This window comes from Stenotrophomonas sp. CASM101 (assembly GCF_049384845.1).
Classification (GTDB): Bacteria; Pseudomonadota; Gammaproteobacteria; order Xanthomonadales; family Xanthomonadaceae; genus Stenotrophomonas; species Stenotrophomonas hibiscicola.
The window spans coordinates 13,003-37,672 of the sequence record NZ_JBMRFR010000001.1 but is presented as its reverse complement, the minus strand read 5'-3'; the positions used below and the strand labels follow the sequence as shown (position 1 = coordinate 37,672).

The 24,670-nt window shown below is 63.5% G+C and carries 21 protein-coding genes and 1 tRNA gene; 20 read left to right on the top strand and 2 right to left on the bottom strand.

What is annotated here, in order from left to right; genetic code table 11:
• Position 1 precedes the first annotated feature (1 nt).
• The 15 genes from VG543_RS00195 (at position 2) to VG543_RS00125 (ending at position 18,387) form a co-directional block, all read left to right on the top strand.
• Entirely contained in the window at positions 2 to 2,227 is a 2,226-nt protein-coding gene (locus VG543_RS00195; protein ID WP_423177408.1) for a ClpP-like prohead protease/major capsid protein fusion protein, read from the top strand.
• Positions 2,228 to 2,296: 69 nt separating this feature from the next.
• A complete protein-coding gene (locus VG543_RS00190; RefSeq protein ID WP_423177407.1) occupies positions 2,297 to 2,650 on the top strand; it encodes a DUF2190 family protein in 354 nt (117 codons plus the stop codon).
• A gap of 80 nt (positions 2,651 to 2,730) precedes the next feature.
• A complete protein-coding gene (locus VG543_RS00185; RefSeq protein WP_423177405.1) occupies positions 2,731 to 3,162 on the top strand; it encodes a structural protein P5 in 432 nt (143 codons plus the stop codon).
• Positions 3,162 to 3,503: a hypothetical protein gene (locus tag VG543_RS00180; protein WP_125894702.1), complete on the top strand. Its 342-nt coding sequence runs from the start codon at positions 3,162 to 3,164 to the stop codon at positions 3,501 to 3,503. Before VG543_RS00185 ends, VG543_RS00180 begins: the two co-directional genes overlap by 1 nt.
• Complete coding sequence (locus VG543_RS00175) at positions 3,500 to 3,991, top strand: endopeptidase (RefSeq protein WP_197574845.1); 492 nt, start codon at positions 3,500 to 3,502, stop codon at positions 3,989 to 3,991. The genes VG543_RS00180 and VG543_RS00175 overlap by 4 nt, the downstream gene beginning before the upstream one ends.
• Entirely contained in the window at positions 3,988 to 4,323 is a 336-nt protein-coding gene (locus tag VG543_RS00170) for a hypothetical protein (RefSeq protein WP_423177404.1), read from the top strand. The genes VG543_RS00175 and VG543_RS00170 overlap by 4 nt, the downstream gene beginning before the upstream one ends.
• A complete protein-coding gene (locus VG543_RS00165; RefSeq protein ID WP_423177403.1) occupies positions 4,316 to 4,798 on the top strand; it encodes a hypothetical protein in 483 nt (160 codons plus the stop codon). Before VG543_RS00170 ends, VG543_RS00165 begins: the two co-directional genes overlap by 8 nt.
• Positions 4,799 to 4,811: 13 nt before the next feature.
• Complete coding sequence (locus VG543_RS00160) at positions 4,812 to 5,612, top strand: hypothetical protein (protein WP_423177402.1); 801 nt, start codon at positions 4,812 to 4,814, stop codon at positions 5,610 to 5,612.
• Positions 5,613 to 5,683: 71 nt separating this feature from the next.
• Positions 5,684 to 6,334, top strand: a complete 651-nt coding sequence (locus VG543_RS00155) for a hypothetical protein (RefSeq protein ID WP_423177401.1) — start codon at positions 5,684 to 5,686, stop codon at positions 6,332 to 6,334.
• Positions 6,327 to 10,076: a Laminin subunit alpha-2 gene (locus VG543_RS00150; protein WP_423177400.1), complete on the top strand. Its 3,750-nt coding sequence runs from the start codon at positions 6,327 to 6,329 to the stop codon at positions 10,074 to 10,076. The genes VG543_RS00155 and VG543_RS00150 overlap by 8 nt, the downstream gene beginning before the upstream one ends.
• Complete coding sequence (locus tag VG543_RS00145; RefSeq protein WP_043402241.1) at positions 10,076 to 10,492, top strand: hypothetical protein; 417 nt, start codon at positions 10,076 to 10,078, stop codon at positions 10,490 to 10,492. Before VG543_RS00150 ends, VG543_RS00145 begins: the two co-directional genes overlap by 1 nt.
• Before the next feature lie 3 nt (positions 10,493 to 10,495).
• Positions 10,496 to 14,095, top strand: a complete 3,600-nt coding sequence (locus tag VG543_RS00140) for a hypothetical protein (RefSeq protein WP_423177398.1) — start codon at positions 10,496 to 10,498, stop codon at positions 14,093 to 14,095.
• A gap of 6 nt (positions 14,096 to 14,101) precedes the next feature.
• Positions 14,102 to 15,097: a hypothetical protein gene (locus VG543_RS00135; protein ID WP_423177396.1), complete on the top strand. Its 996-nt coding sequence runs from the start codon at positions 14,102 to 14,104 to the stop codon at positions 15,095 to 15,097.
• 1,102 nt (positions 15,098 to 16,199) lie between these two features.
• Positions 16,200 to 17,225: a hypothetical protein gene (locus tag VG543_RS00130; protein ID WP_423177395.1), complete on the top strand. Its 1,026-nt coding sequence runs from the start codon at positions 16,200 to 16,202 to the stop codon at positions 17,223 to 17,225.
• A gap of 370 nt (positions 17,226 to 17,595) precedes the next feature.
• Entirely contained in the window at positions 17,596 to 18,387 is a 792-nt protein-coding gene (locus VG543_RS00125; RefSeq protein WP_423177394.1) for a DNA adenine methylase, read from the top strand.
• Between the two features lie 3 nt (positions 18,388 to 18,390).
• On the opposite strand, the gene VG543_RS00120 is transcribed toward VG543_RS00125, so the two are convergent.
• Complete coding sequence (locus VG543_RS00120) at positions 18,391 to 19,056, bottom strand: SOS response-associated peptidase (protein ID WP_423177393.1); 666 nt, start codon at positions 19,054 to 19,056, stop codon at positions 18,391 to 18,393.
• 308 nt (positions 19,057 to 19,364) lie between these two features.
• Here VG543_RS00120 and VG543_RS00115 point away from each other — a divergent pair, with 308 nt between their 5' ends.
• From VG543_RS00115 to VG543_RS00095, 5 genes are all read left to right on the top strand, one after another.
• Entirely contained in the window at positions 19,365 to 19,862 is a 498-nt protein-coding gene (locus tag VG543_RS00115) for a hypothetical protein (RefSeq protein WP_423177392.1), read from the top strand.
• A gap of 206 nt (positions 19,863 to 20,068) precedes the next feature.
• Entirely contained in the window at positions 20,069 to 21,847 is a 1,779-nt protein-coding gene (locus VG543_RS00110) for an ATP-dependent nuclease (RefSeq protein WP_423177391.1), read from the top strand.
• Positions 21,848 to 21,940: 93 nt separating this feature from the next.
• Positions 21,941 to 22,043: transfer RNA gene (locus VG543_RS00105), tRNA-OTHER, on the top strand.
• 117 nt (positions 22,044 to 22,160) lie between these two features.
• A complete protein-coding gene (locus tag VG543_RS00100) occupies positions 22,161 to 23,075 on the top strand; it encodes an ADP-ribosylglycohydrolase family protein (protein ID WP_423177390.1) in 915 nt (304 codons plus the stop codon).
• Positions 23,076 to 23,293: 218 nt separating this feature from the next.
• Positions 23,294 to 23,563, top strand: coding sequence for a hypothetical protein (locus tag VG543_RS00095; RefSeq protein WP_020723485.1), 270 nt, complete (start codon positions 23,294 to 23,296; stop codon positions 23,561 to 23,563).
• Between the two features lie 22 nt (positions 23,564 to 23,585).
• Here VG543_RS00095 and VG543_RS00090 read toward each other — a convergent pair whose 3' ends face one another.
• The gene (locus VG543_RS00090) at positions 23,586 to 24,662 is read right to left on the bottom strand and encodes an alpha/beta hydrolase family protein (RefSeq protein ID WP_423177389.1); all 1,077 of its coding nucleotides are present in this window, start codon (positions 24,660 to 24,662) and stop codon (positions 23,586 to 23,588) included.
• Positions 24,663 to 24,670 lie beyond the last annotated feature (8 nt).

Genomic DNA, 24,670 nt, shown 5'->3' with positions numbered 1-24,670 from the left:
CATGCGTGCACGCCTGTTGGCCAGCGCGATCCAGAACACCATCCGCGCGGACGCGGCAACCGAAGCCGAGCTTGGCCCGGCCCTGTATCAGGTCCGGGCAGAGGCCGATGTCGCCGACGTGATGATCTATGGCGCCATCGGTGGCTACCTGTTCGAAGAGTCGGTTTCCGCTGCCGACCTGGTCGAGCGGATCGGTCAGATCACGTCGGGCACCATCCACGTTCGGCTGAACAGTGTCGGTGGTGTCGTCGCCGATGGCATGGCAATCCACAACGCGCTGCAGGCCCATCCGGCACACAAGATCGTCACCGTGGAGGGGCAGGCCGCATCCATCGCCTCGCTGATCCTGCAGGCTGGCGATGAGCGCCGGGTCTATGCCAGCTCCTTGGTCATGGTTCATGCGCCACGTACCGTGGCTGCCGGCAGCGCTACCGCATTCCGCCAGAACGCAGAGGCGCTGGACGCGCACGCGTCGGCAATGCTGGAGGCCTATGCAGCCCGCTCCGGCCGGCGTGAAGAGATGGAGCGACTGCTTACCGACGACGCCGACCATTGGTTCTCCGGTCCGCAGGCCGTCGATGCCGGTCTGGCCGATCTGGTGGTGGACGCCGACCCCGGTGCCACGGCCATGTGGACGTCGGCATCTACCGTCGCCATCAGCGGCTATTTGCAGTCCATCGAGGGTGCTGGCGCGCCAGTTCTTTCCCAGCTGCGCCGCAGCATCGTCGCCAGCCTCTCTCCGCAAGTATTCGCCTCGCTTCCCGAGGTCAGTCAGTCGGCCGTGATCGGCCATATCGAGGATCCAACCATGAAGAAGCAGTACAGCGCCATCCTCGCGAACGCCGGTCGACAGAGCCCGGCAGTCGCAACCACCGCTGCCACGCCCGTCACTCCGGTCGTCGCTGCGGCGCCCGCTCCTGCGCCGGCCGCGGGTGATCCGGTCCAGGCCGCTCTGGGTGCATTGCGTGAGCGCAATACCCAGATTCAGGCTATCGCGCTGCCCCACATGGGCAACGCGCAGGTCCGTGAGTACGTGGATGGCGTGATCGCGCAGGCGGACTCCAACATCACCGCCGATGCGGTGGGCCGCCACATCCTGGCGCTGTTGGGCAGCAATGCTGCTCCGCTCAACGGCGGTTCGGGCGTCGTCGCAGGCGCTGATCAGCGTGATCTGAGCCGCGCTGCCATGTCCAACGCAATCCAGGCCCGCGCCGGCCTGGTTCAGGCCACGGACGGTAACCCCTTCCGTGGCATGTCCATGACCGAGATCGCCCGTGCTTGCGTGCAGCAGGCCGGTGTGGATACCCGTGGTATGGAACGACTGGAAGTGGTCGGTATGGCGTTCACCCACAGCAGCTCGGATTTCCCGCAGCTGCTGGGCGACGCCTCGCGCCGGGCGCTGCTGCAAGGCTACCAGGAGGTTGAAGAAACCTTCGACCAGTACACCCGAGCGGTGAACGTGGGTGATTTCAAGCCGACCAACTTGGTCGGACTGGGCGCATTCTCGGATCTGGACATTGTTCCGGAGGGTGGCGAGTACAAGCAGGGCTCGTTCTCTGAGCAGTCGCAGGCCATGAAGATCGTTACCTACGGCAAGCTGTTCACCATCACCCGCCAGGCCATCATTAACGACGACTTGGGAGTGTTCGGCGACGTGCCGCGCAAGATGGGCCAGGCTGCACGCCGCACGCTCGCGAAGGCGGTGTTCGACCTCATCAACAGCAACCCGATCCTGGCTGACGGCAAGCGCCTGTTCCACGCTGACCACAAGAACCTGCTGCCTGCCGCGCTGATCAGCACTGCCAGCGTAGGCGCGATGCAGGCTGCGATGCGCCTGCAGAAGGATGCTGACGGCAATCTCATCCAGGTGCCGATGCGCGGTCTGTTGACGCCGGTGGCGCTGAGTGGCCTGGCAAAAACCGTGCGCACCGCCCAGTTTGCCGTGGGGGCGGGCGTTGGCAGCAACGACCCCAACATCGTGCGCGAGACCTTCGAAGTCTGGGACGACGGGCGTCTGGACGCCAAGGATGCACAGGCCTGGTACGGCATCTCCAACCCCGCCTACGTAGACGGGATCGTGGTGGGCTACCTCGACGGCAACCAGACGCCGTATCTGGAGCAGCACCAGGGCTTCACCGTCGACGGCGTGTCCTGGAAGGTGCGCCTGGATGCGGCGCCGGCCATCGCGGACTACCGCGGCATCTACAAGAACCCGGGTAACCCCTGACCGTCTCGCATCGAGGTCGCCGCATTGGCGGCGGCCTCCTGAACCCCCTCACGCATCCGGAGAGTATTTATGAAGAACGCACATCAGGACGGCCGCGTGCTCGACGTGACCCTGGCCGCTGACACCAAGAGTGGCGAGTTGGTGGTACAGGGCAAGCTGGTTGCCGTCGCTGTCACCGATGGCAAGGCCGGCGAGATCATTGCGACGCATGTCGAAGGCGTTTTCGAGGTCCCCAAACTGCCCGCCGCCGTGTTCGCTGTCGGCGCCACTGTCAACTGGGACACCGCCGCCGGCCACGCGATCGTTGCTGCTGCCGGTGCTGGCCAGGTTAGCGACATCGGCTTCGCAGTCTACCCGGCAGCAGCCGGTGCGCTGACCGTTTTCGTCCGGTTGACCCCGGGCTCCGCCGCAGCAGGCGCGTAACCGAACAGGCCGGCACCGCTCACATACGCCCGGGTGGCGTGAGCGGTGCCGGTTCTTCAACAGCGACAACGGGGGATGGCATGGGCACCACCAGCACGCCGCGCGGCGTACGTAACAACAATCCTGGCAACATCGACCGTACCAGCACTCCGTGGCAGGGTGAGGATCGGTCCGCCGCGGCCATCGCGCGCGAGCAGCGCTTCTGCGTGTTTCTGACCCCGCAGGCCGGGTTCCGCGCTCTGGCGAAGACCCTGCTCACGTACCAGCGCAAGCATGGCCTGCGCACGGTGAAGGAGATCATCGGGCGCTGGGCACCCCCGGTGGAGAACGATACTGGTGCATACGTCCTGCAGGTTGCCACTGCGGTGGGCGTTGCGCCTTCGGAAGTCATCCGCTTGGATAACGCGGTCACCCTGAGCCGTCTGGCTACCGCTATCGCCAAGCATGAAAACGGCGGAATGTACTGGCGCCCGGACGTGATCGACGCCGGTGTTGCAGAGGCGCTGCGCTGATGGTCGGCGGCGGCGTCACCGCTACGGCTCCCTGGTGGGCTGCAGGCAGCGTGGTAGCGCTGTGGCTGCTCCGCGAGACGTGGACGGCGTTCCTCTCTCGTAGGAAGGAGCGTACCGAGACCGACGCCAACGTGGATCTCATCAAGGGCCTGTCCGACCGTGTCTCCTTCCTCGATCAGAGGGTCACCGCTCAGGATGAGCGGCTTCAGGCTGAAATGCTGCTGCGGCTCAGAGCGCAGGAGGAGGCCAGCGCCCTGCGCACGCGTGTGCGCCAGCTCGAATCGACGCTGCGGGGCCTTGGTGCGGTTATCCCGCCCGAAGACCCGGTGGTGTCCCCATGATCCGCGCTCTGGTCGTCGCCATCCTCCTGCTGCTGGGCGTCATCGTCTGGCAACGCGGCTCGGTATCCATCGCGCACCGTGCGGCCGACCAGGCCGAGTCCAGCCGTGACGCTATGGAAATCGAGCGTGATGCCGCTCGCGCTGAGGCCGATGCCGCAGCCGAAACCCTGAAGGCAGAGCGTGGCAGCGCCGCCGCCGCGAACAACCTGGCGTCCAAGTACGAAAAGGAAAAGAACGATGCACAGAAGGCATCTGATCGCCTCATCGCTGATCTTCGCGCTGGCAACCAGCGCCTGCACCAGCGTTGGCAAGCGTCCGTCGCCACCGCCGCGCTGTCCGCGGCCGCCGCTGCCGGCAGCCAGCCTGATGGTCGAGCCGACGACCGAATTGAAAGTGCGGGCCGAGCTATTGGCGCCGCCGCCCAGTGCGACGCCCAGGTGAGGGCACTGCAGGCTTACGCGATGCTGTGTTCGGGAGGTGCGCGGTGAGCGAGGTCGACTTCCTCCGCGATCTGGATGGCACCTTGCACGCCGCCTTTGCGCTGGCGGGCATGGCGGCGCAAGGTCGGTACACGGCCAAGGATGGTCCGATCACCGAAGGCGTGCGTGCCTATGTGGAGCGCGACGTTGAGACCATCGGTGAACTGCGCCAGTTCAGGTCAGGCCGTGTGGAGATCGCGTACCTGCGTTCGGACGTGACGCCTGACCAGGGCGATCGCTTCGAGTTGGTTTCGAGTGCGTTCGGTACTGAGGTCTTCGTCAACAGTAAGAAGATCAGTGATGACGGCTCGCAGAGCCGCTGGCTGGTGAGCCGTGGCTGACCTGGCAGAGCCGCTGTCGTGGCAGCTTGTGGAGTTCCTGGCTGCTCGCGTCCGCCTGATCACGCGCAGCAGTGGCTTCCGCACCGACATCGGTGCGGGTGCCGTAATCATCGATGAAACCGAGATCAGCGAGGACGGCACCGAGCCTGCAACGATCATCTCTGTCCGTCAGCTTTCGCGCAGTGGTGGCGGTGTGGCCCAGTCCAGCTCCGATGCGGCCATCACCATCGAGTTCGAAGTTCCGCGTGGCAGTAATGAGGCGAATCCTAGGCTGCTCGTTCATCGCGCGCGCCACGACTTGATCCGCGCCCTGACGTTCAAAGAGAAGTCGCTGCCGCTGGGGGTGACCAGTTTCGAGCTGCTCGAAACCCAGCTGGCGACCCTGGAGGACGATGCCGGGCATACCGCCGTAGTCGCTCAGATCACCGCGCGGGCTGGTCTGACCGAGACCTTTGAGCCCGTGTCCAACCCGTAAAGGAACCAGAACCATGGCACAGCCAAAAGTCCGCAAATTCGCAGGTGACCTGCGCTTCTGGGAGCACGGCTCCGAGGGCGTTCGCGTCCCCGTCATCCCCGAGCCCGCCGACAAGTTCGGCAATCAGCCCCTGGAGCAGTCCTCGCTGACCTTCAGCTACGAAGCCGGCGATTCGGTGGAGATCAAGAGCAAGCGACGTGATGCTCGCTATCAGCAGATCATCCACAAGGACTCGAATCCGGGCGTCACCAACGTCTCGATCACCGCGCTGGAAGTGCCGCCGGCCTTCTTGGCTCGCATGCTGTATGGCACCCTGGTCAACACCACCGTGGCCGCCGGCTCGGCAAACGCTGTGTCGGTCACTGTTGGCAGCGTGGATACCCCCGTCAAGCTGCCGCACAACTTCATCGAAGCAACGCCGGCCCCGGTGTTCAAGAAGGGCGAAGTGGACCTGGTGAAGGGCACCGACTATGACCTCGAGCCCCGTCATGGTTTGCTGATCCCCAAGAAGGGTGGCGCGCTGCAGGCCGGCGATGTTGTGGCTGCCGACTACAGCTTCGATGCCTATCTGGAAACCGCGATCAGCGGCGGCACAACCCCGAGCAAGTCGTTCCAGGTCTTGGGCGATATGCAGGACCGCATCAGTGGCGACGAAGGGCTGCTAACGATCCCCAATGTCGACCTGACCGTCGATGGCGACGTTGACTGGTTCAGCGATGAGCCGATTCAGGTGACCTTGACTGGCCCGGTCATCTTCCAGGCCGGCGAAACCGATCTCTACACCTTCAAGATCGCCGCGCAGTCGGCGGGCTGAGCATACCGGTGACTTCGGCTAGGGGAGGGTGCCTGGAAGGCGCCCTCCCGGTTTGAAACAGGAAGGGCACTGTGGCATCCAATCGCAACAACAACCTGCTCAAGTACTACGTCAGCGGCCGGCGGGCAAAAGGCTTCCATGGCCTGACCGACCTGGCCGGCGAGGTGCTGAATCGGTACGACATGTCGGTGCAGCGGGCGTTCGTTGGTCTGCAGCGCCGGGCTGGGCCGGCTACTGCGCAGGAGGTCCGTGCCTCTTACAACATCCGCGCCTCTGCGCTGCGCGGGAAGTATCGCGTGGAGACGGGCGAGCGCGGCTACAGCACCGGCAAACGTGGGAGGGATGACTTCCTTTCGATCTGGGCCAGCACGCGGCAGATCTCGCTGATCGAGTTCGGTGGTCGCTGGGCCGGTCGCAAATCCCGGGGTGCCACGGCCGGCATTGGCGTGGGCGAGTCGAAGACCTACGACGGTGCGTTCATCGCAACGATCAAGGGTCGCAGGGCCATCCGGGTACGCAGCTGGGATCGCGCGCAGCAGAAGCGCCACGGCCGTGGCCCCGTTCGCATTCTCCGAGGGCCCAGCCCGTTCGAGATGCTCTCGGGTGCTGATGGCAACAGCCGCGCCCTGGAGGCCCGTCGCCGGTTGATCGAACGCTTCCACACCACCTACCTGACTGAACTGCGCCGCCAGTGGCGCGTCAACGGAAGCTCCAATGGCTGATCGGCTGGAAGAAGCAATTCGGGTCGTCATCGAAACGCAGGGCCGCGAGGGCGTGGATGAACTGCGTGCGGCGTTTGGCGATCTGGGGGATGTCTCGGTCGAGACCGCTGGCAAGGCGACGAAGTTGCTCGACTCGCTCACTGGGCTGAACGAGGCGGCGGCGAAAGCGGATGCCTTCGACGGCATGCTGGCCGATCTCGCGGAGCTGGAAAAGCAGTTTGATGACAATCAGAAGGCCGCGCTGGCGCTCAGCCTCGGCATCGGGGAGATGGAGAAGCCCTCCCGCGAGGTACTGGCAGCCCAGCGGGATCTTCGCAAGGAAGGCGAGCGCCTGAAGAAGGCGCTCAACGAGCAATGGGACGCCGTAGGCAAAGCCGACGACGAGCTCTCTTCGCTCGGCGTCAACACCGCGAACCTGGCCGATCACCAGCAGCGCCTGCGTATCGAGGCGACCCGTAGCGCGGCAGCGCTCACTGAGCAGGCCCGGGCCGCTGCAGCAGAGGCCGAGGCGGGGCGGCGGCGCAAGCAGCAGATTGAGGAGGGCGAGGCTGCCTTCCGCAAGCAGGCTAACACCAGCAAGGCGGCCGCGAAGTCGTTGGCTGAGTACAGGGAGCGCGCCGCTGATGCCGCCGCCGGCAGCGGCGACCTGGCAAACGCCACGGAGAGCACGGTCAGCTGGTTCGGCAGGCTCAAGGCGGTCGCCGCTGGTGCGATCGCGTTCGTCGGCCTGAACCGGGTGGTTGATGGCATCAAGGCCATCGTGAAGGAGGGCAGCGACGCTGAGCAGGAACTGGCTCAGCTGGAAGCGGCCTTGCACGCCACGGGGCGCACCAGTGAGTTCACCGCGCAGAGCCTGGCCGCCATGCGCCAGCAGCTGCAGAGTGGGCTGTTTGACGATGGGCAGATCAGCGCCGCCCAGGTGCGTTTGCTGTCCTACACCAACATCGTGGGCGAGCAGTTCCCGGCAGCGATGCAGATCACCATCGACCAGGCCCAGCGGCTGGGCATGTCGCTGGAGCAGTCTGCCGAGGTCGTAGGCAAGGCTCTGCAGACGCCGTCGAAGGCAATGGAGAGCCTGAGTAAGCAAGGCTTCACGCTGGATGACAGCCAGAAGTCGCTGATCAAGAGTCTGGAAGCGACCGGCCAGGTGGCTAAGGCTCAGGCGATTATTCTCGACCTGCTGGCCGAGTCGTATGGTGGTGCGGCTGCAGCGGCCAAGGTGGGCACCATCGCCGGCCTGTGGAAGACCGCCACCGATCGCTTCAAGGATTGGAAGCAGGAGGTCGCAGATCAGGGGGTGCTGACCTACTTCAAGGAACAGCTCACCACCCTGCTGACCACGCTGGATCGATTGGCCGCCGATGGCAGCCTGTCGCGCTGGGCCAAGCAGACCGCCCGGGCCATCATCACCATGGCCGAGGCGGTGAGGGGCGCGACGCAGTGGGTTGTGGACCACGCTCGCGTGATCGGCCTGATGGCGGCCGCATACGCGCAGTTCAAGATCGTGGGGGCCCTGATCCAGCTGAACGCATGGCGCGCCGCGCTGATCGCAACCACGAACGCGCAGATTGCCAACAATGCAGCGGTCGCAAGCGGCAGCCGGGGAATCGGTCGGTTCGGTGCGTTGCTGCGCGGTTTGCCGAAGGCAGTCCCCATTACGGTGGCCGTGCTGGGGTTGGAAGCGGCGATGGGAGGGCTGGATGTCCTCAAAACCGTGGCGCAGGACATCTGGAAGCAGCACGACCCTGCGCTGAAGCGCGCCGGTGAAGCGCAGCGCGCTTACATCAGCCAGGTCCGCGATTCTGCGCTGCAACTGCGTGAACAGGCGGTGTCCTTCGTCGCATACCGTGACGTGGTCATCAAGTCAGCCGAGGAAGTCGCCAAGCTGGGCGAGGCGGAGCGGCAGGCTTACGAGAAGCGCCTGTCCGGTCTGGAGCAGTACCTCACGGCGCAGGAAGGCTTCCTGCTGATGCAGCAGAAGGCCGGCGTCGCGACGGCTGAGCAGCTGCAGCAGCTGGGTCAGGTCACACAGAAGTTGCTGGAGGTGTCGACGGGCTTTGCGGCGCTCCGGGGTGGCGTCCAGACGGCTGCGGACGCGCTCAAGAACGGCATCGGCCCGGCAGCACAGCTTGTGGTGCAGCAGTTGGCGGGCATCGACGGGAACGCCAAGCTCGCGAAGGAATCGATCGGCAAGGTGTTCGAAGGGCTCAACTTTGCAGACACGGCGAGCCTGGAGGCGGTCGGAGCGGCGTTGGGCTATATCGCCTCCCAAGGCGCTGCCGCAGAGCGCAATGTGCGCGATGGGTTGCTGGAGACGCTGAAGAAGCTCTCCGGGGAGGAGCTGCTCCGCTTCCAGGCATCGGCCCAGTCGGCGTTTGAGGCAATGCCGCAAGGCGCGACCAATGCCGCCGCCGTGCTGCAGACCACGCTTGTTACTGCAATGGAGCGGCTTGGTGTTTCCGCATCGCGCATGGGCGTCAGCTTCAGCGCTGGTGGTAAGGATGCGATCGCCGCTTTCGGTGCGGTGGCTGAGAGCGCGATCGCGACCGGCGTCCAAATCGAGACGGCCTTCAAGGCGGCGCTTGGCAAGGTCGCGACGCTGGACGAAGCACGAACGCTGGGTGCGCTGCTGGAGTCAGCAGGGCGGCAGGGCAAGGTCGGCTTCGATGCGGCCGCGCGGTCGGCTGCAGCGCTGAACGCTCGCATCCGCGAGATTCAGGTTGCCATCGACCCGCTGGCCGACGAGTTTGCAAGGCTTGGCATCCAGTCCCAGGCGTCGCTCAATGCGACGCGTGACGCTGCCAAAAGCGCCTTTGAGGCGATCCGTGACGGCGCGGCTCGCGGAAAGGCCTCTGTCGAGGACGTGCGTCGTGCCTTCCGGGCATATGCCGATGCAACCCGTGCTGCAGCCGCAGACAGTGACCAGTGGCGCCGGGACAACGTCGATAGCCAGCTCGCAGTACAGGAATCGATCTACGACACCGAGCGCAGCATGCAGCGGCTGGGCGACGTGAGCGATGTGGCAATGCGGCAGCTGCAAGACGGTGCCAGCCGCAGCCGCGAGCGGCTGGAGGAGGTGCGCGAGAGCGCGGGAGGTGCGGCGGACCAGGTTGACCGGGTAGGGAGTAGCTCCGAACGCATGGGCAAGCAGATGGGGCAGGCCGGGGCCGCTGCGCAAGGAATGGCGTTCAGTATTGGCGAGGTCTCCGAATCCGCATTGCAGGCAATGCGCAAGCTCAGCGGGCCCAACCCGCTTGTGCAGTTTGCAAATGCGCTGAACCGGGTTACTGACCAGCGCAAGCAGCTGGCCGAGTACAAGGCAGAGCTTCAAGCGACCGCCGAAGCTGAGGACGAACTCTCCAAAGCAGCGAAGGAACGGCTGGCAGGGCAGTTCGACTACGTGGGCAAGGGTGAAATCGCAGAGGTGGCGCAACTGGAGGCCCAGGTCATGCGGCAGCGGCAGCAGCGAGATCAGGAAGCCGCCGCCGCGCTCGCCGAGCGTCGCAAGCAGGCTGAAGCTGAGGCAGAGGCTCAGGCGAGGGCGGACGCCGCCCGTATCGGCAGCAACGGCAGCAATGAACAGGTCATCGTCATTGACTGGAAGCTGCCTTCGAAGGAGGTGGTGGCCGGTGCCACCGCAGCCGAGGTGCAGCAAGCGCAGCGCCTCGCGGGCCTCGTCGCTCCCTTGGTCCTGCGCCAGGTTCAGCAAAGCAGGGCCGTTTCTGTGCGGGGGCGTGGCTGATGACCCGCATTGTTCTTGCCGGAATCGAACTGCCGGCCGACCTTCAATGGACCGACGAGTTCACAGCCTGGAAGGTAGGGCAGCAGGCGCGTACAAGCCTGACGGGTGCCTTGATCGTTCAAGAGTCTGCGCGACAGGCCGGGCGGCCGATCACGCTTCAGACAACCCGGGACGGTACCGCCTATGTCGGTGTCGTCAGCCTGCCCGTGCTACGAGCGTTGCAGGCCAGTGAGAGCGAGGCCCGCCTGGCGCCACTGGATCTGGTCATGCCTGCCCACAACAGCGGCGAGCGGTCGTTCCAGGTGAGATGGCGCCGCACCGATGGACCGGCCATCGAAGTCGATCCCACCCGCTTTGCTGTCCCCGCGCTTGATGCGGATCTCTTCTCCATCACCCTTCGCCTCATGACGGTGTAATCCATGACGATTCTTGCTACCGATATCAAGCTGCGGCAGTCGCAGCGCTTGACCGATAACCCTGACGGCGGTGGCCGCATGGTCCAGACCGAAATCGTTGACGGGGCGATGAACAACCTGTTCCCGGATATCGGTGATGAAGAGCGGACTACCGGCCGAACTACTCTCCGCAAGATGTTTGTGCATGTGGATACGCCCGCACCGGACGTCCTGAAGGACGCGATCGCTGTGTTGATCGATCCGCCCGCAGATCCGCGCGTGACCGTCACGATGTTTGCGACGGGCTCCTACAGTGACGTGCGCCTTGATGCCAAGAACCGCGTGGAGAGCTACATCACGCGCGGCACGGAGTCCCGCTTTGTGCTGCTCGGCAACCACTTCAGCGGCCAGATGACGATCCAGGTCTACGCGATGAAAGACGCGCCGAGCCCCGACATCAATGACAACTTCTCGCTGCTGACGCTCGCCAGCTCCGGGCATGATCCGGCCGAGCAGTACGTGCGGGTCAAAGGCGTGCTTTCCCGTACGACACGGACTTTTACCGATGACCAAGGGGCATTTGAGCGGGATGTCTTGGTGATCGAGCTGGTTAACGCGTTGCTGCGCGATTTCTACGGCCAAGAAGTGGTGCGTTACTCGGCCACCAAGCCCGCGACCAGGATCTACGAAACCAACGTGGTGGAGGCGACGAGCTATCACAGCGTCAAGCGCCTCACCGTCGCTGGGAAGCCTGGCGATCTGGCTGTGCAGGTCGATACCCCGTACGTCTCCATCGTTCCCACCTCCACGGCCGAAACCCCGGTCAGTGATGTACTGGCCGGCATGGGCACCATCAGCCAGGTCCCGTCCGGCCCTGCCGGCAGCCTCGGCCAGAACTTCAGTGCCAGCTTTGCTGCTGGCGTGCCGGTCAGCCGATACCTCGGTACTGGGTTGGTGGTGGGCGCAGTAAGGGTGGTTGCAGGCAGTGTCGAACTCACCGACGACGGTACGGGCGGGCTCGCTTCCGCCGTGGCGACGCCCTGGAGCGGTACGGTCGACTATCAGAGCGGGGTCGTAGCGTTGACGCACGCGAGCGGCGTAGGCAGTACCAGTGTCAGCATCACTGCGTCCCCGGCGGGCTCCATCCCCATGCAGGGCTTCACCGACGAGATTGAGGTGACGCAGAACAACCAGGGCATGGTCTGGCTGTTCCAGCTGACCCCGCTGCCGGCCCCGGGTACGGTAGTAGTCGACTATCGCGCCCTGGGGCGCTGGATCAGGCTCACAGACAACGGCCGCGGCCGCCTGCTCGGCAAGCCCGGCCAAGGTACCGGAACCATCAATTACCAGACTGGCTCTGTCGTGGTAACCGCCGGCGCGCTGCCGGATCTGAAGAGCAGCATCATCTCCAACTGGGGCACGCCAATCATCGCGGAAGCCCGGGTCGGCGATACTGCCATCCTGCCGCCGGCGCTCCGCTTTGTGCTGGGAGAGGGCTCGGCGGTTCCCGGGACGGTGCAGCTGACGCTGCGAGTTGGCGGCGCCAATGTGGCGGTCACCGACAACGGGAACGGTGGCTTGCTGATCGGCGGGCAGGTCCGTGGACAGATCAGCTACTCGACCGGCGAGATCTCGCTCCGACCGCTGAATCTGCCTGATGCGGATAGCCAGCTCTCGATTGCCTATGACTGGGGGCAGCCGCTCCACGCGGCGCCGCAACCTGTTCCGGACTCGGCCGGGATCGTCTCGTTCACCCTGCCGCAGGGACCGGTGAGGCAAGGCACAGTGCTTCTCGACTGGCTTGTGAGTGTGCGGCGCGATCGCGATGACCTGTCGTCGGCGCCTCAGGCGATGCGGGTCATCGCCAAGGATGATGGCGCAGGCAACCTGGTCGGGGTTTCGGTTGGGGACACGGTCTTCAGCACTGTGCTGGGTGCTGTGAACTACAGCACTGGCGCGGTCTCGCTGCAGGCAGGGAAGTTCATGGTCCGTCAGGTTTCCTATCCGGTGTACGAGATCCGCTCCGGGCGTCTGAAGCTGGTTGGCTACGAGCGCCTGGACGTGCTGGCGCAGTTCTCCGCCGGCAGTATCGTTTCAGCCGGTTGGATGCTCGCCGGCGAAGCCGCCCAATCTGCGCAGGAAGTCATGCCGCTGCCTGCGGTCCAGCTGCAGCTCACCCCGACGATCAGCGACAGCATCGTTCCGGGTAGCGTCCGCTTCGCATTCCGTGGGCGCACCTACGTTGACCGTAGCGGCGGGCTGTATCACTCCATCGATCCCACCACTGGTTCGGGCATCTACGCAGGGACGATCGACTACGCCGCAGGTGTGGTGAACCTGGTGCAGTGGCTGGCAGGCGGCGCGAACAGTGTCCAGATCCAATCCCTCCTGACACGGATCGCCGATCCGGGCGTGGCGGTCAGCTTTTTCCGTGCGCCAGGTTCACCACTGCGGCCAGGCATGTTCACGCTGCGCGCGACCCGTATCGACGGTGAGCTGCTCACGGTGACTGCAGACATTAACGGCGTGCTATCAGCTGCGGAAATTCGTGGCAAGGTCGATTGGGAAAGTGGCGTGGTCAAGGTTCAGTTCGGCCAGCTGGTACCCGTGGCCGGGAATGAGGGCAAGCCCTGGTTCGATCCCGATCAGGTGGAGGGGGATCAGGTCTGGAGGCCGACGCTCGTACTGCCGGGCACGATCTACATGGGCGCGGTCGTGTATCGATCGATCCCACTGTCGGAGGTCGTGATCGGCTTGTCGTCTGTGCGTCTGCCCAGCGACGGCCGTGCGCCAGCGTTCAAGCCGGGACAGACCGTGCTGATCCACCACACGGCAAAGCACGTGGTGCCGTCGCCACAAGCGGGACAGCTCGTCACCTTTGGTCGCGGCAGGATTGCAGGCATCGAAGTACGTGACGCGGCCGGACGTCCGGTCGACGCCGCATGGTTCACGGCGGATCTGGACGTTGGCAATCTGCGCTTCAGTGACCCGCTGAACCTAGCCGCGTACACGCTACCGCTGACGATCAGTGAGCGCGTCGAGGACCGGCGCTTGGTGGTTCAGCCTCAGATCACCGGGGAAATCGAGATCAACACCTCCCTGACGCACGACTATCCCGTGGGGGAGGCGATGATCAGCACCGCACTGCGCTTGGGCGAGGCCAACGGGTCGCTGGACCTGCAGGCGCGTGTGGTGAGTCTGTTCGACCAGGCCGCATGGAGCAACGTGTGGGCCGATTCCCCGAGCGGCAGTGTTGCGCCCGGCACCTACAACGACACGGACTATCCGCTCGCCGTGACGAACAAGGACGCGATCACTGAGCGTTGGGCGGTGCGGTTTACCAGTGCAACCCAGTTTGAGGTGATCGGCGAGACGGTCGGCACGATTTCTGCCGGAAACACCACCACCGATCTCACACCCATCAATCCTCGCACCGGGCAGCCGTACTTCGTGATGAAGAAGGAGGGGTGGGGAACTGGGTGGTCTACGAACAACGTTGTTCGCTTTAACACCGTCGGTGGCTTGGCACCCATTTGGATGATGCGTACGACGCTCCCGGGTACGCCGGAGGGTGCAACTGACTCCACCCGTTTTCAGGTCATCGGCAATATTCCAAGCGAGTAATCATCTATGAGTCTTGTACCAACCGTTTACGAAAGCACCGATCCGGGAGCACCGCAGCTTACTGGCCAGGTTGGCAGCCTGGTCGCGCTGTTAGATGCCGTTCTCGTGGATGGGTATGGCGTGGGGGCATCGAGGAAGACCGGAGCGGGATGGACCCGTGAGTTCAGCGCTCTGAACGTGCGTGCGTACCGAGGAAGTTTGGTCAGCGGCAGCGGGTACTTCCTCCGCATTGATGACTCCGCAACCGTGGGGAACGCCCGACATGGCTTTGCGCGTGGCTATCAGTCGATGACCTCCGCGTCATCAGGCAATAACCCTGTGCCCGCTGCTGCTCAGAAATCCAATGGCGTGCTTCTGCCGAAGTCGATAACTTTGGATGGAACTTCTCGCCGCTGGCGAGTTGTTGCCAACGAACGATTTATCTACCTGTTCATCGACACACGCAACGCAGGTAGCTTTTTTAGTTGGTTTGCCGGTGATTGCATTAGCTACAAGCCTGGCGATATGCATGGATTCGTCATTGCGTGCGTTGATCCGCAGGAGTGGAATGGTGGGTATGTGGAAAGCGCCTATTCGTTGAGCTGGGAGGACTACACCTTCTCTCCAAGTGAAAGCTCATGCGGCTTGTATGTTGCCAGGTCGCATACTCTTGCGATCGGTGCGGTGCCATGCAATTTCTTTGGGATTCTTCGCGGGAGACTGCAGTTCGGCGGTTCTGGCACCGGGGCTTACCCAAGTGGCTCGACCTTGGGGCTCCTCTACGAGTCCGTTAGGTTTGTAAATGGAGCCTGGTTTCCGCGCGGTGAGCTTCCTGGGGCGCTTGCACCAATGCAACAGATCGGGATTGTCGACAGTCTTCCGGATGGGATGATCATTGAGGGGCTCGATGGAACTGTGACGGATCGAGTTCTGGTTGTTCGAATCAACCGTGCGTGCAACATCGAAGTCGACGGGCGATGGCGTGGTGCGCTACTCATTCGCATAAGTGGAGCATGGGATTAATGAATGCGCAGGGTTTCTTAATGAGGGTATCGCGCCCGCTGGAGTTTTGTGGGCGGGGGGTCATCGGTGGGTTGCCACCAGATCAGACTGGCAGCGACGGGCGCCTTCGAAAGCTGAATCAGCCTTTCCGAGGGCGAGTGCTTGTGCTGGAACGAAGCACGCTCGTCTGCTGCGCTCAGGCCCTTAGCAGCGGTACTGGAGAGTGGTTGGTCAGCGGACTGTCTCCTAGCCACCGCTATATGGTGGTAGGAATAGACGGGACGGGTGAGGTCAACTCGGCAATTCAGGACTGGGTTCAGCCCTACGCCGAAAGCTGATGATCGATTCTCCTCCTTTGCGCTTACGGCTGAATCTGGGGTCTTCCGTTGAGGCCGATGCGCGACGAGCTGGGCTCAACCTTGGGGTGTACTGGGACGATGATGCTCCAGAGCCGGTTATCAGGGGAATTCGACAGGTCGCTGCAATCGCCTGGGCGTCATCTGGGCGGCTCGGTCGGCTGTCATCGCTCCATTGGCAGAGATCTGCTGCGGTTGATGTGGTTGTCCACCAACGTTGGGGAGAAACGCTTGAAGTAGGGCGGGAAGTCTCTATCAGTTGGGGGCTGAGCGGTTTGATCCAAGGGGAGGCAGGGTTTGTGTGGCGAACCGGCATGGCTCCGGTTGGTGACAAGTGGCGAGCGGGATGGGGGGGCATTCCGCTTGCAGTCTGCCAGGCGCTGTACGCGTGGCACTCTTCGATGCACAGCTTGAGGCGATTGACCGCGTTGCCTGCTCGTTGGCTTGCTGCCGAGGGGATCTCTCGCGGTTTGCAATGGGGTAGTCGGCTGACCCCGGCTAGTGCCGATAGCTTGATTGCGTGGACAAATCCAGTTGCCAGCCGAAGGGCCTTCCGGTTGCCTTGGGGCGCTGCGCGTCGAGTTCCTTGGGGAGTCCGCCCAACGCCTGGCCCGGGGCCCGACCCTGATCCAGATCCCACGTTCCCGCCTGGCAACCGTGTCGGCCTCAACCTCGGTTGCGCCGTGATAGGCGTTCCTGGTCTGGCCCCCCTGAATCTTGGTATCTCGGCGTGCTATGTGGTGCGCCCCCAACGTAGGACCTACGTCGTGATCAATGAGGTTTCATTTGTGCGGCTTCCTGATCGGGTGCCGATCGAGTTGGCTCGCGTCTCTCTCAGTGCGGGCCGTTCGGCTTGGGGCTGGACCTTTGACATCGAGCTGGCCGATGCCGATCAGCTTGGGCTGCTCAAGCCCACAGCCTCGGGCCCGCGACAGTTCGAGCTGGTGCTGAACGGCTACGTCTGGACGGGCATCATCGAGAGCTTCCAGAAACAGCGCGAGTTTGCTGGGGGTGGTGTGCGTTTGAGTGGGCGTTCAAGGACAGCACTGCTGGCACCGCCTTACGCTCCGGCTCGCGTCAAAGCCACGACGGAAGAGCGCAGCATGGCTCAGCTTGTGGCCGAAGAGTTGGTTGATACCGGATTTGCCAGCGACTACCAAACAGTGGATTGGCCGGTCCCGCCTGGCGCTTGGTTCTATGACGCAAGCACACCACTGGATGCCATCAGTGCGCTCGCTGGTGCGAGTGGCGGGGTCGTGCAGTCCCATCCCTCGGACCTGGCCCTGGTTGTCCGCGCCAGCTACCCGGCTAGCCCATGGCTGTGGCGGGAGACAACGCCGGATCACGTGCTGCAGGAGGACATTGTTCTGACCGAAAGCCTGCAGATGCGCAGTGCGCCCCTGTATGACGCAGTGGTGGTCACGGGGGAGCTGGCCGGGAAGGGAGTTACCTGCAAGGTACGAAAGGGCGGGGAGGCGGGGCAGCTCTTCGCGCAGCAGGTAAGTAGCCCCTTGATCAACGTCGCTGCTGCCGCAGCTGAGAGGGGGCGCAACATCCTCTGCGATCGCGGTGAGCAGGCGGCGGTGGACCTGACGGTGCCGCTTTTCCCGAGGCCGCTGAAGGCGGGGGAGATCGGGGTGATCTTGCCGCTGGACTTGGTGCAGGTGCTGAGTTCTGAAGGAACCTGGCACGGCCAATGCGAGTCGATCCGTATTGAGGTCGTCGTGGATCAACAGGCTGTCGTGATCGAGCAGACAGCAACTCTGGAGAGGCATTTCACCGATGCGGACTGATTTGTGGGATCAATTCGGCGAACTCGTCAGCGTACGGCCGCGATTGTTGGCAACGGTCACTGCACACAATGCAGATGGCACCAGTAGCCTGACAACCTATGACGGCGCGCAGATGCGTGCGTTCGGTCAGCTGCAGCAGCCTATTCCGTACAACGTTTGGGTCAGTGGTGGCCGACTGCTGGAAGCCGCGCCCAATCTCCCGTTGGTGGAAGTAGTCGTCTAGCGAAACAGGGCGCTGCCCAGATGCCGGCAAGCATCCAGGCAGCGCCGCAACACAGGTGAGCTCAGCACCTGGCATTGGCCGTGGCCCCGTCGCCCTCGCGAGAGCGGCGGGATTGTCGGCTCCTCCTATCGCAAATACTGAGAACCCATGCCCAAGCCCATCATTTCCTGGCCGGGCGGCAAGCGCCGCCTACTGAAGCACCTCTATCCGCACTTCCCAACCCATGACTGCTACGTCGAGGCATTCGCCGGCGGCGCCGCGTCGCTGCTGATGCGGCCGTATCCGGCCCAGATGGAAGTCCTCAACGACATCAACGGCGAGCTGGTGTCCCTCTACCGCTGCGTGCGCCATCACCTGGACGAGTTCGTGCGCATGTTCCGCTGGTCATTGGTGTCACGGCAGATGTTCGAGTGGGCGCAGATGGAGCGGCCGGAGACGTTGACCGATATTCAGCGCGCAGCGCGCTTCTACTACCTGCAGAAGCTCGCCTTCGGGGGCAAGGTGCAGGGGCAGTCGTTTGGTGTCGTGACCGCCGGCGGTCCACGATTGAACCTTCTTCGAATCGAGGAGGAGTTGAGTGCTGTGCATCTCCGCCTGGCGAACACCGTGATCGAGTGCCTGCCGTGGCAGGAGTGCGTGCGGCGCTACGATCGGCAGGGGACGCTGTTCTACCTCGATCCGCCGTATTGGGAAACAGAGGGGTATGGCGTCGAATTCCCCTTCGCGGAGTACGAGGCCATGGCGGATCTGATGCGCGCCTCGGCTGGGCGCTTTGTGGTCTCGATCAATGACCACCCCCAGATCCGCGAAGTGTTCGCCGGCTTCGACCTGGTGCCGCTGCAGCTTGACTACACCATCGGCGGCGGGCAGGGCAGAGGGCGGAAGTTCGGGGAGTTGATCATCAAAAGCTGGGACGACAGCCAGGCCACCTTGTTGTAGGCATCACGCAATCTGCTGGAGCAGGTCTTCGCGATTGTTTCGTGGCGTGTTGACTGCGCGGCTGACCCTGTACGCCTCCATGGATGGAGGCGAGCTTGCCAGCAGCATCGCCATGGCGTCGTCGGGGCTGGCCGCCATCCAATCATCGATCTGGTCAACCTGGAGCCAGACTGGCATGCGGTCGTGGATGTCGGCCGAGACGCCGCTGCTGTCGCCGGTGATGATGGTGAAGGTGCCCAGGTTTCCGTCGGGCAGCAGCGGGCTGGTGTCCTCCCACAGGCCGGCGGCGAGCAGCGGCCCGGTGGCGTGGATGAACCACGGGTCTTTCTTCCCGTCCTCGGGGCTGACCGACCACTCGTAGTAGCCGGCCATCGGTATCACGCAGCGGCGCTTCTTGAACGCGGTTCGGAAGGCGGGCTTGGTGGCCACCGTCTCGATCCGGGCGTTGATGGTCGATCCCTGCAGGCCCTTGGCTTTCGCCCAGAACGGTAGCAGGCCCCATGCCAGGCGGGTGACTTGCCGCCCTTCGCCCCGGTCCAGGATCACCGATGCGCGCTGCGTCGGCGCAAGGTTGTAGCTGGGCTGGATCTCGGCCAGGCCGGGTGCAAGGTCAGCCAGCCCCGGCTGGCCGAAGTCGATCACGGGGAGCTGGACGAATCGACCGCACATGGCCGGAGGGTAGCCCGGCCGGCCGTGCCCGGGGCGTGTAGGGACAGCCCGACCCGACAGGGCGAGGTTGCCCGATGGTGCCGGCCGGCCAAGGCGGGCATTCTGACTGTGCCGGATCCGGGGCCGCAGGCAGCTCAACCCGGGGGCGCGTGAGCAGCGCCGCGCCGGCACCCCGCAAGACGATTCGGGCAAATTGACGATTTCGTCAAATCGCCGATGCAGCGCGTAACAATTCCTTCCCCGAACGGTTCAGGCAGGTGGCCGCCGCGTTCGCAGGATCTGCGACGGCCGGCCGTATCCTTCCCGCCATGTATTCCTCCCACGGCTTCCGCACCGCCCCAATTCCCTCTGGCTGGGTCCAGACTGGCGAGCGCTGGGCGCTCTGGTACAACGGTCGCGAGACGGCAAGTGTCACGCCCGATGGCGGTCATGGGGTCCGGCTATGGATGGAAGGCAAGAAGATGTGGCACACCAAGGAAGCGCGCGCCGCCAACGTCCGACAGGCGAAGCGCTACGCCGAGCGCTGGTGCGCGGCCAGGCTGTATCCCGATCTACCCCTTCGCGAGGCCGTCGCCCGGCTGACCGACAGCACCCCGATCCAGCCGCCGCCGCCACTGCCCGGACTGCCACCAACCCGCGAGCAGCAGCAACAGGCCCGGCGCTTGGCCGAGGCTGGGGCGAAGGAGGTGGAGCGCATCAAGGCAGCGCTGGAGCCGCGTAAGCCTCCGGCCGAGACGAAACCCCGTCCGAGGGATGCGCGTAAGGCATGGCTGAGGGCAGGGCTGCGCGATCTACGTGGTTGGTGAGCGGAGAGGGTTCCCGAATACACGGGAGCTGCCCATTGCGAGACTAGGGGCCTGTTCGCAGGCCTCCTGAATTGAACTCAATCTAAGCTGTTGACTACAACGCACAGTACGCCAGCCTTCTAAGCCGGCGGCCAGTCATTGAGCCAAACCTGATCGTAGTGTGATAAAACCAGCTTGCATCACGTGAGCCAGGGGATCAGGGACAGATGTTCATTTCTAGTGTGCGGGTGACCAATTTCAGGTCGCTCGTTGACTTGCATGTCGATTTTACGGTTTACACCGCTCTAGTTGGCCTTAATGATGCGGGTAAGAGCAATGTTCTTCGCGCGCTCAATCTGTTCTTTAATCAGGAAACGGATATTGATGAGCCATTGGTGTTCGAGAGGGACTTCTCTCAGAAGGCCCGAGTTGGTAAGAAGAAGGCGCGCGAAATTGTTATTGAGCTAGAGCTTCAGCCGCCAGCGCACTATCGCGATTCCGATGCGATTACTTGGCGAAAGGTCTATCGAGCGGGTCAGCAGACTCCATTCCCGGATGAAATTAGGCGCAAAGATGGCAAGCCTTTCTCCCCGAACTCCAAAGTAAACTATTGGGCGCGAAACCTCGCCTTCGAGTACGTTCCAGCTGTTCGTGGCAGACCTTTCTTCAATATTCTAAAACGACGCCTTCATGCTGCACTGGCAGCAACTGTGGCAGAAAAGCTGAAGGAAGCATCAGGAATGTTTCTTGAGGGCCTTCGCGCAGAAGTCGCGAAGATTGAACAGGATTCGCTCCGCCTGCTTGATCTGAGAACAGAGTTCTCCCTACCCGAAGATCTTGGCGACCTGTTTGAGGCGCTGGAGTTCAGCTCGTCAGATGTCGGGGTCCTGACTGCGCTTCACAACAGAGGCGATGGCGTTCAAGGGCGGCACGTCCCACTTATCCTGAAGTTTTTGGCGGAACAGCGGAAAAAGAATTCCGCCAAGGGCAAGCCCGCGCCTGAGACCATTTGGGGGTTTGAGGAGCCGGAGAATAATCTTGAGCTTGCCAAGCAAGTCGAGGTTGCTCGTGAATTTGGTGAATATGCACAGGATGTGCAAATTGTTGTAAGTACCCACTCGCCGGCCTTCTATAAGGTGGCAAAGGATAGCGAGTCTGGGTCCATTCAATTTGCTGCTCGAATCGATGGTCGGACTCAGTTTCGTGATGAACCCTTGCCTGAGGCCGTTGACGGGACCTTGGGGCTGATGCCATTCGTGGAGCCATACTTGGATCGTGCGGAAGTGGAGCGGCAGAAAGTGCTGGAAGCGCTGTCACAGCTTCGCGATGAAGGCTTGCTCTACAAGGGCAATGCACTTTTCATTGAGGGCTCCTCGGATCAGGTGATTCTGCTCGGCGCGCTACAGGTTATGGAAATTCAGCTCGACGCCAAGATAGAGGTCGTAGAAGGCAGGGGGGGCGGTGCGAATTGGGTGGCGGACAGGTGTATTGCACGCGCGGCCTTGGCAGATGTGTCTGGCAAAACCGTTGCCCTACTGGATGATGACGATGCAGGTCGGGCGGCAGCTGAGCGAATTCGAATGGTGTGTGAAGCGCTTGGTCGGGCGGGGAGGGTGAAGTGCATCTTTGTGGGGAGGGACAACGGTGACGACCATGTCAGGGCAATAAAGCAAAGCGGCATGGGTATCTCTTGGGCTCTTGATGAATTGTGCGACCCGTTCGACTGGGGCGAAGCCGAAGGGAAGGGATGGCTTCAGCCTCGAACTGATGAGTTACTCAAGCTCAACTTCCAGAAGCTCGGCGGCGACATGACTATGGTGCAGTTGATCGAGGCGCGGGTTGCTTCTGAAGCCCACCGAAGGATCGTCGCCAATTCGGTAATCCCAGAGCGGAAAATGGCCTTCGCCCGAGCGGCTGCCGATACGATGGCGGTGCTTGGATACGTCCCTCCGTCTCTGGAGCGCTTGATCAAGCAGCTGCAGGAAGTGTTCTCGCAAGCCAGGTAGATGGCGTTCGAGAGGGAGCATGCGCAGTCGAAGGGGCATTGGGGGCCGTAGTGGTCAGGCGGGGCGCGTCCTACGCGTCGCTAGGGTCAGCTGGGCGGCTCATGGGGTGGCAAGGTGGTATATGTCATTGAAAAATAACGTTTCGGTGCGGATTGCAAATCCGTTTACAGCGGTTCGATTCCGCTTGAGGCCTCCAATTGAAAAGCCCTGACTCCGGTCAGGGCTTTTTTGTTTGGCTGCGATCAATTCCCCGCTCGCGCGATCACCGCCCGGCAGTCAGTCATGTCAGATGCGGTGGCGCTACACTGGTCTGATGAACCAGATTGATCTCTTCCGCGGGGCCTTGCTCGGCCTCGCGTGCGGCGATGCCGTCGGTACCACGCTGGAATTCAAGCCCCGTGGCAGCTTCACCCCGATTACCGATATGGTGGGTGGTGGGCCGTTCCACCTGCAGCCGGGGCAATGGACTGACGATACCTCCATGGCGATGTGCCTGGCCGAGAGCCTGGCGCGCTGCGACACCTTCGACCCGCGCGATCAGATGAACCGCTACGCCAACTGGTACCGGCACGGTTACTGGAGTGCGACCGGCGAGTGCTTCGATATCGGTATGGCAACGCGAGCTGCGATCGACCGGTTCCTGCAGGACGGCCATCCGCTGGCGGGGAGTGACGACCCACGCAGCGCTGGCAATGGCTCGATCATGCGTTTGGCGCCGGTAGCATTGCGCTACGCCGGGACTCCCGATCTGCAGGCCATGGCCGAGCTGAGTTCGCGAACGACGCACGCTGCGCAGGAGTGCCTGGAGGCGTGCCGCTTGCTGGCGGTCGCGCTGGAGCGGGCGTTGGCGGGGAGCACCCGCGACGGAGTGCTGGATCTCAGCGATGTTCCCGTCAAGAGCGCGCGGCTGCAGCAGATCGCGGCGGGCGGCTACCGCGGTGCCGCGCGTGAGCAGATCCGTGGCAATGGTTATGTTGTTGACAGTCTGGAAGCAGCACTCTGGTGCTTTGATCGCCACGACACCTTTGAAGCCGTCGTACTCGAGGCGGCCAATCTTGGCGAGGACGCCGACACCACGGCCGCCATCGCCGGGCAGCTGGCGGGGGCATTCCATGGTGCGCGCGGAATCCCCGGGCGGTGGTTGCAGCGGCTGGCCCTGCGTGCCGAAATCCAGGCGCTGGCCGATGCGCTGCAAGCCTTGAACCAGGGCAGCGACCGCGCTGCGTGAGTCGGGTTCCCTGCCTGTGAACTGCGCCGGCAGGATGCTCCCTGCCGCCGCCATTTCCGACGCCGCGCTGCTTCACCTGCAGCCGTTCGCCACGTCCCGATCGCCAGTCTCAGCCGGCCACGACATGGAAAGGCGCTATGGTCGAGTTCCACGTCTCAGGGAGCCGCAATGGCGAGCACAGACATCACGCGTCGTTCCAGCCACGGAGCGAAACGGAAATGAGCAAAGTCACGGCAGATGTGCGCTGGTTGACCTTCCGCTTGAAGAACGGGCAATCCATCGGGCCGGACCGGTTGAAGGATGGCTGGATCATCGCTTCGGAAACCGCCCGCTGCGGGGTGCGCCGTGAGCATATCGAGGGGTCGGGCCTGGTCTACGCCCTCTATGCGCCGGCCAATCTGGCTTCGCCGCGTCGCGCGGAAATGCGCATGCGCGAATTCCTGATGAGCTCGGGCTACACCTTTACGATGGGCACGCTGGGCGGCTGAGCTGCGCGCGGGCCGCGATTGCTCAACGCTGCGCGGCCTTCAACGCCTCGATGATCTGCGCGCCGGAGAAGCCACAATGGCCTTCGCCAACGGGCGGCAGCACCTGTGGCAGCGGACGGGCGCCGGCCCGTGCGGCCGTCTGCGGATACACTGTCTGCATGCGCGGCACGATCGTCGGGTCGTTGTTGTTGAACTGGATCACCAGCGGTCGCCTCAACGCACCGCTCAATGCCAGCTCCCTGCGGACAGTGGCCTGCGCGGCAGGCACGGCATCGACACGTCGCACGCCGGCATTGAACGCCATGTCGTCACCGAAGCCGCTGTAAGCCACGCCTCTGTTGCCCACCGGCATGCCGCCGCTGCGCGTGGCCAGTTCGTGCAGGACCAGTGCATGCAGGCTGATCGTGCCGGCCAGTGCATCAGCGGACACCTGCAGCCGCTGTGCCAGCAACGCGGCATGTGACGGGCTGCGTTGCAGCGCATTGGAGATGCCTTGGTACAGTTCGCCCTGTGGCAGCGCAGCCGCTTCGGGTGAGAGCAGTCCCGCACCCGGCAGGCCTTCGGCCTTGGCAAAGAAGTAATCGAAAGCGACCAGCGTGGTCAGCAGATCACTCGCGATCTGTTCGCCACTGAGATTGGCGCCGCATAGCGACACACCACCGGCGTAGTGTTGCGGGAACCGCTCGAGGCTGGCGAGGGTCACGGCGCCGCCCATCGAAAATCCCAGCATCCAGATATGGCGCACATGCTTGAGTTCGGCCACTGCATGCCGGCGCAGGCGTTCCATGTCGGTGATCGCATCGGCCACCGCCCAGCCCTGGCTGGCATAGGCGCTCTGCGCGACGGCGTAGCCTGCAGCCAGCAGTGGCGCGGTGCCGTCATTGGCAGCCATTGGCGTAGCACGTGGCATGCCTACCGGCTCGTAGCCGTGCGCCAGCATCACCAGGTCACCGTTCCAGTCAGCCGGCACGTCCAGGCGCCACGGGGCCCTCTGCAACTGGCCACTGAACGTGCGCGGTGATGCAGCGGGTGCGGCCAACACCGGTGTCGCCGGGAATAGCAGGGCGAGGGTGAGGGCACATCGTAGCAAGTGACACATCACGGGCA